Raw genomic sequence first — 13,682 nt, forward strand, 5'->3', positions numbered from 1 at the left:
TGTATGAAAACATCTATTAACTTTATTATGTTTAGAACATCTCGAATCGAAGAAATTAGGAAGTTCTATCAAGGGATAGGTCTTGAACTGAATGAAGAACAACATGGAAATGGACCAATCCATTATTCATATGTTAAAGATGAATTGGTGATTGAGATTTATCCAGGAATAGAAGCCAATACCCCCAATTGGAAAGATGCTGGAGCATTAATGATTGGGTTTTACGTTGAGAATATTAATAAAGTTATTCAATCAATTGATGTATTAAAAGGCAAAATAATCTCAAATCCTATTGAAACTGATCGGGGATTTAGAGCAGTTCTAGAAGATTCTGACGGAAGAAGAGTAGAATTAATAGAGTATTATCAGTAATTTGTTTTGCGCTTAAAGACATTATTAATGGATATCTGTTGGCCTTTTCACGACTGAATTCTGAAACAAATCAAATTTGTTCATTTGATATTTCAAAAGTTGAACATATGAATAATTTAAGTGATTCTATAAAAAATCACTTAAACTTTTTGGAATCAGATAAGGTAAGACTTATTGAATTAGGTGATTGGCAAGCAGAATTATTTAAGACAACAATGAAGTGGTTTTATTATGATTGGCCTATAAATATCCCTGAAAATTTAATTAGAGAAGACACGGTTAATCATTTTATTAAGCAGATAGAAAATCAGTTCCAGACGGAAGATCTCAAGGTATTCAATGTAATTAGTGAACCGAGTACTTTTTATGAATTAGATTGGAATGATTTTCTTATCAAATATCAAGACAAATATTATTTTTTACACTTTGGAGTGTCAGACTAAAGATTTTTGTGGGCAATTCAAGATTACTATAAACACATAGGAAAGGACTAAATGATATGGAAAAATGGGAGTACAAAACTATGAAATTCAAGACTGGCGGATTTTTAGGAGGGAAAATTGATGAAAAAGAATTTCAGGAACAATTGAATAGTCATGGACAAGAAGGATGGGAGCTTGTTTCTTGTTTTGACACTAGTCAGTCTCAAGGAGCTTCCAGGGATATAATTGTTGTATTTAAGAGAAGAAAATAGTAGAACGCAAGACTAATTAGTTACATGAATCTTTTTAAAGGAGACAATACATGTATTACTTTTATTCTGGATTTAGCCTATTTATTGTTGCGTTGATGGTGTTTTCTGCATTATTTAGGAAAAGATCATCGTTACAATTTTTACTGTTTGGTATTGGAATTGTTTTAGTAGGAATTTCTTTATTACAAATGCACTGGAGCACACCAACTTTTTTCTTTCCTTATTTTATCGTATTGTCGGGTATAGTTAGTTTAGTTTTAGGATTAATAAAGAAAGAATGACTCATTACATGGAATGATTTATCGATATTTTGTAATTTATTAATCATATTGATCAACAGATATATAAAGACACAAGAAGAATAAGAGAACTAAATACATTTTGAGGGTAGATCGAAGAAGGCGGGGACATTTTATAACACCGTATTCACGCTGAGGACGCCCTTTGGTCTACCGAGTTAGATAATATCAAGATTATGATCAAGAAATTAGTCGAAAGGATTGATTTAAATAAAAGATTGTCTATGGAGTGTTTGGGAGAAGCGCTGGGAAGCTGTTTTAAAATCTATTAGAGACATTGGTGGAGAGGCAAATGGTGTTATTATTAAGTCGCCTGCTCAAATCGAACAAATAAAAAAAGTCGAAGAAGAATTAAATGTGAAGTTATCATCTTCATTTATTAAAGTGCTAACAGAATATTCAAGTGAAGTAGAACTGTCGTGGACACTCCCAGATGGTGGAGATCTTTTGACGCCATTACCGAATGAATTTAGAGGCATATTTGGCAGTGATTTTAATTGGAGTTTAGAGAGATTAATTGACATTGAGAAAGGAAGAAGGGGATGGGAACGGGAAGTATTTTCAGACCCTCATAATGAATATGACTCTGTATGGCACAATAAATTAGCTTTTATTGAAGTCGGAAATGGAGACTTTATAGCTTTTGATTTACGACAATCAGAAGACTACCCAATAATCTATTTATCACATGATGATGGAGAAGGACATGGATATAAACTAGGTAATAACTTTATAGATTTTATTGATAGATGGACTTTGATTGGTTGTGTTGGCTCAGAAGATTGGCAGATGGTACCTTTCATAAATAGTGCTACAACCGGAATTGAACCCGATAGTGCGAACGCTATCAAATGGAGAACATGGTTGAAATTAAAGACTGATTGAAAATGAATTCAATGAAGCGACAAACTTCGGCTAACACAGTACTCACGCTTCGGGAACACAACAATGTTTTATATGAAATTTGCGTAAATTAAAAACTCGATAAAACGGTGGAGTCTTAAAATGACTAAGTCAATTTTAATAACACGAATAACTAGTGAAATCGGTTCTCATGCCGTTAACACGGTGGTGTTAAATCAAAAGATGTTCAATATAACAGTCAAAGAAGAAAATGGACATTTCCTATTAATCGATGCAGCGGACAGTGATGAACTGTTCATTTTGGCAAGTTTAATTCAACATTCAATGAAAAGTAATGATGTTATATTTTTAGAACGAGAAGGAATAGAGAATACAGATTTATTTATTTTTAACGGAGCCGTCAATCCTCTAACAAAGAAGGATGTTAGAAAAATTAAGGAATCATTAGGTTATATTAAACCGGAAATGATTAGACTTCCTTTGGTGAATTCACATGTTGAAACTATATGGGACACATGGGAACATTGGAAGTATGAAGAACAACTTAGAATAAAAGCAGATAAGGATTTAGCAATAATAAATACATCACAACTCGGTTTAAAGTTGCTTTTTCATAGTTGTTCTTATCTTGCTACTTCATATTCGCGACATTCTCATTTTGATAGGAATTCTACGAAGTCTTCACCAGAATTGATCATTAGAAATATAGCTAGGAATTAATTGTGGGTATTTCAGAGAAGACGCTGACATCCTATAACACCGTATTCGCGCTGTAAGCCAGTCGGCCCTTGGTCTGCCCGAGGCTAAGTCCGTCGGACCCATCAGAAACAATGTCCCGTTCACTACTTCTCAAAAAGCGAAACGAGTAGGCCCATGCAATTACGCATGGGCCTACTCGTTTCGCTTTTTGTAGAGGTAAATGCTAACTCAGTTCAGTAATGCGCTCGTGTCCTATTTACACTTCCCCAAAAAATACTCAGCCGCCTCACCAACATGCCTCACAGTAAACGTAGCCGCTGTTGTAGAACTCACATCATTGTCACGGATCAAGATCGTGGTCCCGACTCCCGCACGCAAACCGGCTTCGATATCGCTCTCTTTATCACCGATGAGCACCGATGAGGCTAGGTCCAGCTGGAACTCCCGCATGGCTTGCAAAATCATACCTGGATTCGGCTTTCGGCAGAATGCGTCTTGTTTATATGCACCGATACCGTGTACCGGATGATAGGGACAGAAATATACGCGGGCTAGCCGAATACCATGTGCCTCGAACTGCCCTGTCATCCACGCCGTTAATGTCCAAAAGTCGTCCTCCGTGTAATATCCCCGCCCAATTCCCGCTTGGTTGGTCACGATGATGAGCAAAAACCCCGCTTGCTGAAAACGAAAAAGCGTCTCGAAGATACCCTCGTTAAACTCGAAATCTTCTACTTTGTAAACATACGATTTATCTAGGTTAATGACACCATCCCGGTCGAGCAAAAGCGCTTTCGGCCTCATCCGTTCCCACCTCTGGTGCCAAGCTCAGACTTCGCGCGCTCATAGTCTTCCGGAATACCAATATCGATAAAATAACCTTCACTCGGGTAGCCATACATGTTAAGCTTCTCTACCCCAGGATTTTCAAGGAATTGCTCGAATGAAAATTTGGCAGACAACTCGAATGGCTCCCATAAATCGGCACGAGCTACGTAGACACCGCCATTAATCAAGCCGGATTCGCATATCCGTTTCTCCTGAAAGCGCAACACCCGACTGTCCGGACTTACGATAACGGCACCATAGCGGTCAAACTGCCTCATCGGTTTAAGCGAAAGCGTCAAGTCGGCAGTGCGGTCTTGGTGAACCTGCATCAGCTGCCGGAGATCTACCTGAAACAACGTGTCTCCATTTACTAACAGCACCTGATCGCTGGAAGTCTGATCCATCGCCTTCTTTATAGCCCCTCCGGTGCCAAGCGGTTCTTCTTCCACGGAATAGGCGATTCGAATTTCTCCGAGCCGATGGCCGAAATAAGAGCTGATGGTTTCATGTTTGTATCCGACCGCGAGTACCACCTTGCGAACCCCTTGCATCTCCAATCGTTCCATAATGTAACGAAGAAATGGTTCGCCCCCTACTGGAGCCATCGGTTTCGGTACATCCCCTATAACCCCCCGCAAACGAGTCCCGAGTCCACCAGCTAAAATGACTGCTTCCATAGGGTTAAAATCCCTTGCCAAATATGGTTTCTTCTACAATCGCGCACAAAATATGGCCAATCAGTATATGCGCTTCCTGAATTCTCGGGGTTTCTTGGGACGGTATACGAAGGCAGATATCGCAGAGGTTAGCCATATTACCTCCCGTTTCACCGGTTAATCCAACTGTCGTGATCCCCATGGAACGACACATTTCTAAACCTCTTATCACATTGGCAGAGTTACCGGAAGTGGAAATGCCAATAAAGAGGTCTCCCGTTCGGCCGTTCGCTTGAATTTGCCGTGCAAACAATTTCTCATATCCGTAGTCGTTGCCGATTGCAGTAAGCACGGAGGTATCCGTCGTAAGGGCGATGCACGGCAGGCCGGGACGATCGAAATAAAACCGGCTGACGAATTCGCCGGCAATATGCTGCGCATCTGCCGCACTTCCTCCATTGCCGCCGATCATGATTTTATTTCCCCTTTGGTAAACCTCGATCATTTTTCTAGCTGCCTGCTCGATTAAACTCAGTACAATGTTATCCTTAGCAATCTCACGTTTAATCTCCATTGCCCGCAAAATTTCGCTGCTAATATACGCCTTCACATTTATACCCTCCATCCTTGCGTACCGTTTTTTGTAAAATGAACTTGAAACACTTTTCCTCCTAATTCGGTCAATCGATGAACCACCTGTATGCGTTTGACGGGATTCACGATGAATATCATAAATCCGCCCCCCCCAGCTCCGGATACCTTACCTGCTAATGCACCGGCATGAATCGCCGTATCGTATATGAAGTCAATCCGGTCGTTGGTTATGGAGGCAGCCATCTTTTTCTTGGCCTGCCATGATTTCCCCAGATGCTCGGCAAACTTGGAGATTTCTCCTTTTAAAATGCATTCCTTTATTGCATAAGCCTCATCTTTTAATGCGTGAGTTGCTTTTAGGGCCGACGGCTTTTTGGCCAGCGTATTGCGGACTTGTTCGTCAATGATCCGAGCAGACTCCCTTGATGCTCCCGTATAATATAAAATCATCGAACTTTCCAGTTCACTGATAATCCAGTTTTTCACTCGTAGCGGGTTTACAATAACCCGATTGTTTTCGTAAAACTCAATAAAGTTGAATCCGCCGAAGGTGGCCGCATATTGATCCTGCCTTCCTCCACCCCACCCGACATCGATACGCTCGATCTCATAAGCAAGTTGTGCAATTTCATATTCCCCGAGTGGTAGGTTAAGCCATTCCACGAAAGCTTTCAGCATGGCGACAACCATCGTGGAGGATGAACCGAGACCAGAGCCTGCGGGAGCGTCAGAATAGGTGGTCATTCGAAAAGAGAGAGTTTTGTCTGGCATATACTGCTTAACAATCCGGTTATACACGCCTTTATGCAGGCTTAGACAGCCATCCAACGCTAGTACTGGGAGAGCGACAGTATGGAACTCTTCATTGAGATCCGCAGCGATAAAAGTAAGGTTACCGTCATCGATGACCTCAATTGTACAATAGGCGTACAAATCAATCGTCGCATTCAGTACGCATCCTCCGAATAAGTCGCAGTAAGGCGACACATCCGTTCCTCCTCCAGCTAGTCCCAATCTTAAAGGGGCTTTAGATCTAATGATCATGTGCTTCCTCCGTTCCTTTTTTGTCCAACAATTCAGCATATGTGTGGCTAAGACAACTTGTATGGACGGATGGTGCAGCGAAGAATATTTCCAACTCCTCACGTAATGAAAATATACGTTTGTCCCATTCAGACCTTTTCCAGAGGGAATAGTATAGCTATGTGATAGGGAGTTACGGCCAGGAGGTGTATAGGTGAAGCTAAAGGCTAGGAGAAAGAAGAGAGGGACAGTCGTGTCTGTACACGTTCGTAAGCTTCGTAGACTCAAACAAAAAGCTACAGGCCGGCGACTATTGCTCAAACGTGGAAAATCCGTACATGCCCGTTGGAAGAAACGGTCAGTTCTGAAGCTTAATAAACGCAAAAGGATCCGGCGCTTGAAGCATCGTCGGATCCGTAAAGGATTAGCACGCGTGGGTAAACTGAGGGTGCCGAGATCTGCTCACCCACTGGTCAGCATTATTATTCCGGTATATAACAAACGGGAATATACCTATCGATGCTTGGTGTCCATCGTCAAGAACACGCAGGGAATTCCTTACGAGATCATCATAATGGACGATATTTCCAACGACTTAGCAGCTCATATCGGACATTTCGTCAATCAAGTTACTGTCATCCGCAATAGGGTGAAGAGGGGATTTCTGCATAACTGCAATCATGGGGCACAGATATCTAGAGGAAAGTATGTATTATTTCTAAATAATGACACCATTGTGACTCCTGGTTGGTTGGCTCATCTACTCTCTTTACCTGAAAAAGACCCATCCATCGGAATCGTAGGCTCTAAGTTGATATATCCGGACGGAAGACTTCAGGAAGCCGGCGGTATCGTCTTTACAAACGGGTTTGCATGGAATTACGGTCGTTTAGATAGCCCGGACAAACATGAGTACAACTATGTTAAGGAAGTGGATTATATCTCCGGGGCATCGCTAATGATTCGCAAAGACCTTTGGATGAGAATAGGCGGTTTTGACGCACAATTCGCACCTGCTTATTCAGAGGATGTGGACATTGCATTCAAAGCAAGACAACTCGGGTACAAGGTCGTCTACCAACCCAAATCCGTTGTGGTGCACTACGAGGGAATATCCCACGGCACAGACATCAACGCAGGAATTAAGAAATATCAGGTGGTTAACCAACAGAAATTCCGATCCAAATGGGCGGAAGTACTCGATCGTGATCATCTTGCTAACAGTGAACACCTCTTTTGGGCAAGGGAACGCTCTAGGGATAAAAAAACCATTGTGTTCATTGACTCTGGCGTTCCAAGTTTCGACAAAGATGCGGGCAGCCGAACGACGTTCATGTATCTGAAGCTGTTTGTGGACATGGGTTTTAATGTGAAGTTTATACCAGACAATTTAATCAAACAGGAACCCTATGGCTCAGAACTCGAACAACTGGGCATCGAGATCATTTACGGACCGCAGGGTAATTATAACGAGCACTGGATTGTTAAGCACAAGGATTACATCGATTATGTCTTCTTGAACCGACCTAACGTCTCACATAAATATATGGATCTCATTAAAGCCTATACCCGGGCTAAAATTCTGTACTATGGCCATGACTTGCATTACGTCCGTGAGCTAAAGCGGTTCGGGTTGGAACGAAACCGAGAGTTGCTCCAAGCATCAGAGAACATCAAGAGGCTGGAGTTTGACATGTTTAGCAAAGCGGATGTCGTTCTAACTTGCAGCGAATCAGAAAAACGAATTATTGACGGGAATTTTCCGAATAAAAATGCCATATTACTTCCAGCCTATTACTTTGACCAAACGATACCGAGAACGAAGGCATGGCATGAACGGGGCGGTCTGCTCTTTATTGGCGGCTTCAGCCATAGTCCTAACACCGACGGTATTTTGTGGTTTTGTCGCGAAATCCTGCCTATTGTGCAGCAATCCATTCCTGATATACAGCTGTTCATTGCAGGTTCCAATCCTCCGCCGGATGTACTAGGATTACATTCGGACCGGATTATTGTCAAAGGTTTTGTATCTGACCATGAACTTAGAGAACTGTATAGAAGCACTAAAATTGCCGTCATTCCGCTTCGCTACGGCGCAGGCGTGAAAGGCAAAACGGTGGAAGCCATGTGCCATCAGATGCCGATCGTTTCTACAGGTACAGGGATCGAAGGGTTGCAGAATATTATCCAAACGATTGAACCGAAGAACACGCCTCAGGCATTCGCGGAAGAAATCATCCGGTTATATCACAATAACGATCTATTAGAGCACAAGGCCGAACAAGGTAAACAATACGTGGAAACTTACTTCTCCAGAACAAATGCCTTGGCGAGTATAAACTTAGCTTTATAGGATCGGATAAAAGCAGAAAAAAAGTGACTGAAGGTTTCGACTTTCAGTCACTTTTTTGTCGTTCATTTCTCCCACCTATTCAGCAAAATATCTCTCCATAACAGCTGGATGTTTCCCTCTAAAAGGCTTCGTCAAAATGTCATACTCGATACGATCCGTCGGTTTCCCTAAGTATTGATCAACATCACGGCGACGGTTATCGTTCGCTTTCACACGAGAACCGAAAGCATAATGGTAATGGTAGGCCGAAATCGACTCAACGATATTGGGTATTTCCCACATGTAGCGTCCGAATAGCTGCAACTTGCAATGATTTTTGGCATCGTCGTACCGTATTCCAATATGATTGCGCCACATGAGCCATTTATGGACGGACCAGTGTTCGTCGTTCGGTGCACTTACTCGTACAGTTTGAGGATTCATCCAGAATTGCACCCACGGAAATGAGATGGCATCGGCTTCTTTCTGTGCCATGATTCGGGGCAATGCATCTCGGAAGCTGTCATCCATCATCTCATCCGCATCGATTGCCATAATCCAATCTCCTACAGCTTGGTCGACTAGGAAATTCCTTACGACGGACTCGTTCCAATCATCAGAGTAGGGTATGCCCGACTGCTTAATAGTGAACAATCGAATATTCGCGCGGTTTTTCCAATCATTGATTATGCTTACACTGGCGTCGGTGCTTCCTCCGTCCACGATCAGAATTTCATCCGCATAGGAAGCGACACTTGCTAGAAACAGCGGGAGAAACTTTTCCTCATTCAATATCGGCACGATGACCGAAAGTTTCGGCTTTGGCTCGAATAACGGAGCGTGCGGAACATCCACCGGTCCATAGACTAACGGAGTGTTTAATAATGGACGAAGCGGCCCCTTCGCCGGAGGCGTAGATCGTAAAGATTTGCTTCTTCTGATACGTTTATTAAACTTTCGCAGCGGACGTCTGCGGAGTTTAATGGTTCGTAAAGGACGCTTGTGTAATTTTATGGTTCTCCGCGTTCGTTTCATTTTAATCCCATTTTTCCTGCGGATTCTCTTACGCAGCTTGAGTTTTCGGTTCGTTTTGGCCGCCTTTCTAGCCGCCAGTTGGAGAACTTTTTTCATTGTGGACCTCCTTCGTGGTGTGGTTGAAATGATTAAGCATTTCATGCATGCACCGTTGCCATTCCTGCAATCCAACTTAGTATATTCAACCGTCTCTGCCTACGAATGGACGAATAACTACATTTGGTTTTTTGCCAAATGTAGTTAGCTTCATGCTATGTGAAAAACCTTGATTGGCTTCCAGCCTTTCAAGGTTTTCTTTTGTTGTGGGGCTACCTTACAGCGGGTTGATTTCTTACTTCCAGTTACTCTGGCAGCTGCTCATTCGAACAACTGTCGTAAGCATTAAGAATGGACATCAACAGGCCAGGGAATCTTTCTTCTAAATCATCCTTCCGTAAGGACAAAAACCGTTGGGTCCCTTGCACACGGACGTGCACGACGCCTGCTTCACGCATGGTGCGCACATGGTGGGACAAGGTGGATTTCACGACGGAAACTTCGATGCCACCACATGTGCATTCCCCTAATTTATGTAGGTCTGAGACGATGGATAACCGGACAGGATCGCTTAACGCATAGAGGACGGACGAGAGCTGCATATCCTCTTTATCCGGGTGATATAGTATTTTCAAGATGCTTCCTCCTCGTTTAACGTAGTGATTGCATTTTACCATACCTCATGCTATATTTCTATTATTCGATAATAATCGAACTAATAAACAAACCAAGAGCGGCGAACGCATTTTATAATCATGATGTACAGAGAAACAATTAGAGTGGAGGAACGAATATGACGAATCAAAATACGGATCAAGCAACGCAATCCCATTCAACCGAGGCGTTGTTCAAGCCTTTTACACTAGGAAATCTTAGCTTAGCAAATCGAGTCGTGATGGCACCAATGACGAGAGGCTTCTCGCCGGGCGGTGTCCCAGGGCAGAACGTGGTGGATTATTACCGTCGGCGCGCGGAGAACGGCGTTGGGCTGATCGTTACGGAAGGTACACTGATCAACCACCCAGCGGCAACAGACAGTCCGAATATCCCTAACTTTCATGGCGAAGAAGCGCTCGCAGGCTGGAAACGGGTCGCCGATGCTGTTCACGAAGCGGGCGGACGTATTGTGCCGCAGTTATGGCATATCGGGATGACTCGCAAGAGTGGTTCGCTTCCGCATCCGGAAGCACCATCGATTGGACCATCAGGACGCAATTTAGCGGGCGAACAAGTGAATGAACCGATGACGCAAGAGGACATCGAGCAAGTCGTGCAAGCTTACGCACAAGCGGCAGCCGATGCGAAACGGATTGGTTTCGACGGTATCGAGCTCCACGGCGCCCATGGATACCTGATCGACCAGTTCCTATGGGAGAAAACGAATCAACGCACGGATAAATATGGTGGCGATCTACTGGCTCGCACGCGTTTTGCTGTCGAGATCATCGAGGCTTGCCGCCGTGCAGTCGGACCTGACTTCCCGATTATTATTAGGCTGTCGCAGTGGAAATCATCCGAATATACAGCCAAACTCGCCGCTACACCGGAGCTGCTCGGTCAATTGCTAGCTCCACTCGTGGAAGCGGGTGTGGATATTTTCCACTGTTCCACGCGTAGATTCTGGGAACCTGAGTTCGAAGGCTCTAGCCTCAATTTTGCAGGCTGGGTGAAGCAGCTAACGGGTAAACCAACGATCACTGTAGGGTCAGTCGGTTTAGATGATGAATTCTTGGGTTCCTTCCGAGGAAAAAGCGCAGGAACGGCTGACATCAACGAGTTGCTTGTCCGTTTGGAACAGAACGAATTTGATCTCGTTGCCATCGGACGCGCGCTGTTGGTCGACCCTGCGTGGGCTGGCAAGGTTCGCGACGGGAGATTCTCGGAATTGCTTCCTTTTTCCCCAGGTGCTCTGCAACGGTTATACTAATTCGATGCCAAGAACACAGAAAAGAGATGACATTGCTGTCATCTCTTTTTGCTATACGCCCCAGGATCCAGCGCCATTCATTGAAGCCAAGGTCGTAAACGGAAATGCAGGCAGAAAGTACTTTTCGACAACACACACGAGCAGACGGCAGGAGCAGCGGATTGGGTCATTGATGGGGCTTTTTCGGATTTCGCCAATGCGTTAGCGAATAATGGTTATTATGTAAAAGAGCTGCGCAAAACGACGCCAATTACGTTGGCCGATTTGAGCGGTTATGATGTTTTTGTGGTAGCGGAGTCTAATGTGCCGTACAAAACAAGTGAGCAAAACGCCTTAGCCCAATATGTGGCCGGGGGCGGCAGTATATTCTTCATCGGCGATCACTACAATGCCGACCGGAACAAAAAACGCTGGGATGGCTCCGAGGTTTTCAACGGCTACCGCCGTGGTGCTTGGACCATTCCAGCAGCAGGCATGAGCGCGGAGGAGGCAGACTCCTCGGCGATGCAAGATGTAGCTAGCTCAGATTGGCTGGCGACACAGTTCGGGCTGTGTTTTCGCTATAACGCTCTCGGCGACATTACTGCGAATAACATCGTAGCGCCTGCGCAAGCTTTTGGCATCACGACTGGGGTCTCCAGTGTAGCGATGCATGCGGGATCCACGCTGGCCATTATTGATCCGTTTCATTTTGTTTGGGGCGAGGCGGGGATTGCCATGCGTATATGATCTGAAATAACGACTCCATGAGTTCTTATTTTAGCTAGATGCGGCACTTTTCAACAAATAAGATGATGGGGAGTTCTTATTGGCTGTGATTTGGTGTTTTTACGCGGAATTATCTGAAATAACGACTCCCTGAATTCTTATTTCAGGTAGATGCAGCACTTTTCGTCAAATAAGATGATGGCGAGTTCTTATTTAGGTTATATGCTGTGTTTGAAGCGGAAATCGTACAAATAGCATACCTTCGCTGCTTTCCAATGAGAGCTTCCCCCCTTCTAGGGAAAATCTAGACAAAAAACAATCCCAGTGGTAGGTTAAATGAATTACACAGGAAAGTTTGTGATCACATATGTCCATTGCTTCGCAATCTAAAGAAATAACGAGCGGCAGCCGATTATGGATGGTGCTAGTGCTCGGTTTACTCGCCTCCTTCGGGCCGCTTTCCCTAGATATGTATCTACCTGCGCTGCCTGTCATTGCGGATGATCTCCATACGACTACATCGCTCGCTCAAATGAGTCTAACCGCCTGCATGCTCGGTCTCTCGCTAGGTCAGCTTGTCGCTGGATCGGTGAGTGATGTACGCGGAAGACGCATGCCTCTGTTGGTCGGCCTCTTGATTTATGGCGCTGCCTCCGCACTCTGTATGATTGCTCCGTCGATCTGGGCGTTCCTCATCCTACGATTCGTGCAAGGGATGGCGGGAGCCGCTGGGATCGTGATTTCCCGGGCTATCGTTCGTGATATGTACGAAGGGGTGGCGTTGACGAAGTTTTTTGCGCTGCTGATGCTCGTGAATGGTTCAGCTCCGATCCTCGCTCCGATTATCGGGGGACAGCTTCTGCAATTCACCTCATGGCGCGGCGTTTTCCTTGTGCTCAGCCTAATCGGTGTGGTGATGCTCTTTATTGTTGTACTTGGGCTAAAAGAAACCCATCCACCTGAACGCCGCACCAAAGGCGGCCTCACAAACACACTGCGTATTTTCCGCGGTCTGCTCACCGACCGGTTGTTCATGGGCTATGCGCTCACGCAGGGGCTCGTTTTTGCCGGCATGTTCGCGTATATTTCGGGGTCGCCGTTTGTTTTGCAGGATATTTTTGATGTTTCTCCACAAATGTTCAGTGTCATCTTCGCCGTGAATGGTGCAGGCGTGATCCTTGCCGGTCAAATAACGGGGCGACTAGCGGGCAAAGTTAGCAATCACCATCTGCTTGCTGGCGGCTTAGTACTAGCCGTTCTTGGTGGGCTGCTGCTGCTCGTCGCAACACTAAGCGGGGCAGGACTTTATCTGATTTTGCCGGCATTTTTCCTCATCGTTGCTTGTATAGGTCCAGTTTCCGTATCAACCTCATCTTTGGCTCTGCAAAATCAAGGTAAAACAGCCGGCAGCGCCGCAGCCTTGCTAGGCTTGATGACCTTCGTCATCGGAGGGCTCGTGGCTCCGCTCGTTGGTCTTGGCGGCAGCCAAACGGCTGTACCTTTAGGCATCATCATCGCAGTTATGGAGCTAGGTGCTGTTGTTTGCTTCGTTTTCCTAACGCGAGAAAAAGCGTAAAGGGAAATCACTTTTTTGCGAAAATTCAAAGTTTATTCA

General features: G+C 44.7%; 15 protein-coding genes and 1 pseudogene. 10 read left to right on the forward strand and 6 right to left on the reverse strand.

Annotated features, from left to right (window positions below):
• Positions 1–3 precede the first annotated feature (3 nt).
• From AC58PQ_RS17525 to AC58PQ_RS17550, 6 genes are all read left to right on the forward strand, one after another.
• On the forward strand, positions 4–372 hold the full coding sequence (locus AC58PQ_RS17525) for a VOC family protein (RefSeq protein WP_497243661.1): 369 nt from the start codon (positions 4–6) through the stop codon (positions 370–372).
• Between the two features lie 107 nt (positions 373–479).
• Positions 480–815 carry a hypothetical protein gene (locus AC58PQ_RS17530; protein ID WP_497243663.1) on the forward strand — a complete coding sequence of 112 codons (336 nt, stop codon included), beginning with the start codon at positions 480–482 and terminating at the stop codon, positions 813–815.
• A gap of 56 nt (positions 816–871) precedes the next feature.
• Complete coding sequence (locus tag AC58PQ_RS17535; RefSeq protein ID WP_497243665.1) at positions 872–1,066, forward strand: DUF4177 domain-containing protein; 195 nt, start codon at positions 872–874, stop codon at positions 1,064–1,066.
• 50 nt (positions 1,067–1,116) lie between these two features.
• On the forward strand, positions 1,117–1,347 hold the full coding sequence (locus AC58PQ_RS17540) for a hypothetical protein (RefSeq protein ID WP_497243667.1): 231 nt from the start codon (positions 1,117–1,119) through the stop codon (positions 1,345–1,347).
• 294 nt (positions 1,348–1,641) lie between these two features.
• Positions 1,642–2,250: an SMI1/KNR4 family protein gene (locus AC58PQ_RS17545; RefSeq protein WP_497243809.1), complete on the forward strand. Its 609-nt coding sequence runs from the start codon at positions 1,642–1,644 to the stop codon at positions 2,248–2,250.
• Positions 2,251–2,370: 120 nt separating this feature from the next.
• The gene (locus AC58PQ_RS17550) at positions 2,371–2,949 is read left to right on the forward strand and encodes a hypothetical protein (protein WP_497243669.1); all 579 of its coding nucleotides are present in this window, start codon (positions 2,371–2,373) and stop codon (positions 2,947–2,949) included.
• A 231-nt stretch (positions 2,950–3,180) separates the two neighbouring features.
• Here AC58PQ_RS17550 and AC58PQ_RS17555 read toward each other — a convergent pair whose 3' ends face one another.
• Genes AC58PQ_RS17555 through AC58PQ_RS17570 form a run of 4 tightly spaced genes read right to left on the reverse strand, consistent with a single transcriptional unit; the run spans position 3,181 to position 6,050 of the window.
• Positions 3,181–3,732, reverse strand: a complete 552-nt coding sequence (locus AC58PQ_RS17555; protein WP_497243671.1) for a D-glycero-alpha-D-manno-heptose-1,7-bisphosphate 7-phosphatase — start codon at positions 3,730–3,732, stop codon at positions 3,181–3,183.
• Positions 3,729–4,433, reverse strand: a complete 705-nt coding sequence (locus tag AC58PQ_RS17560; protein WP_497243673.1) for a nucleotidyltransferase family protein — start codon at positions 4,431–4,433, stop codon at positions 3,729–3,731. Before AC58PQ_RS17560 ends, AC58PQ_RS17555 begins: the two co-directional genes overlap by 4 nt.
• A gap of 4 nt (positions 4,434–4,437) precedes the next feature.
• Positions 4,438–5,022: a D-sedoheptulose-7-phosphate isomerase gene (locus AC58PQ_RS17565; RefSeq protein WP_497243675.1), complete on the reverse strand. Its 585-nt coding sequence runs from the start codon at positions 5,020–5,022 to the stop codon at positions 4,438–4,440.
• 2 nt (positions 5,023–5,024) lie between these two features.
• A complete protein-coding gene (locus tag AC58PQ_RS17570) occupies positions 5,025–6,050 on the reverse strand; it encodes a GHMP family kinase ATP-binding protein (RefSeq protein WP_497243677.1) in 1,026 nt (341 codons plus the stop codon).
• Positions 6,051–6,243: 193 nt separating this feature from the next.
• On the opposite strand from AC58PQ_RS17570, the gene AC58PQ_RS17575 reads away from it, so the two are divergent.
• A complete protein-coding gene (locus AC58PQ_RS17575) occupies positions 6,244–8,382 on the forward strand; it encodes a glycosyltransferase (RefSeq protein WP_497243679.1) in 2,139 nt (712 codons plus the stop codon).
• 75 nt (positions 8,383–8,457) lie between these two features.
• On the opposite strand, the gene AC58PQ_RS17580 is transcribed toward AC58PQ_RS17575, so the two are convergent.
• Positions 8,458–9,492 (reverse strand): glycosyltransferase, encoded by a 1,035-nt coding sequence (locus AC58PQ_RS17580; protein WP_497243681.1) that lies wholly within the window; start codon positions 9,490–9,492, stop codon positions 8,458–8,460.
• Between the two features lie 245 nt (positions 9,493–9,737).
• Complete coding sequence (locus tag AC58PQ_RS17585; protein ID WP_497243683.1) at positions 9,738–10,067, reverse strand: ArsR/SmtB family transcription factor; 330 nt, start codon at positions 10,065–10,067, stop codon at positions 9,738–9,740.
• 158 nt (positions 10,068–10,225) lie between these two features.
• Here AC58PQ_RS17585 and AC58PQ_RS17590 point away from each other — a divergent pair, with 158 nt between their 5' ends.
• From AC58PQ_RS17590 to AC58PQ_RS17600, 3 genes and pseudogenes are all read left to right on the forward strand, one after another.
• Positions 10,226–11,359, forward strand: coding sequence for an NADH:flavin oxidoreductase (locus tag AC58PQ_RS17590; protein ID WP_497243685.1), 1,134 nt, complete (start codon positions 10,226–10,228; stop codon positions 11,357–11,359).
• 58 nt (positions 11,360–11,417) lie between these two features.
• A pseudogene (locus AC58PQ_RS17595) lies at positions 11,418–12,043 on the forward strand (endonuclease); the annotation flags it as partial.
• Between the two features lie 391 nt (positions 12,044–12,434).
• Complete coding sequence (locus tag AC58PQ_RS17600; RefSeq protein ID WP_497243687.1) at positions 12,435–13,643, forward strand: multidrug effflux MFS transporter; 1,209 nt, start codon at positions 12,435–12,437, stop codon at positions 13,641–13,643.
• The last annotated feature ends 39 nt before the right edge of the window (positions 13,644–13,682 follow it).

This window comes from Paenibacillus sp. J22P143 (assembly GCF_059692035.1).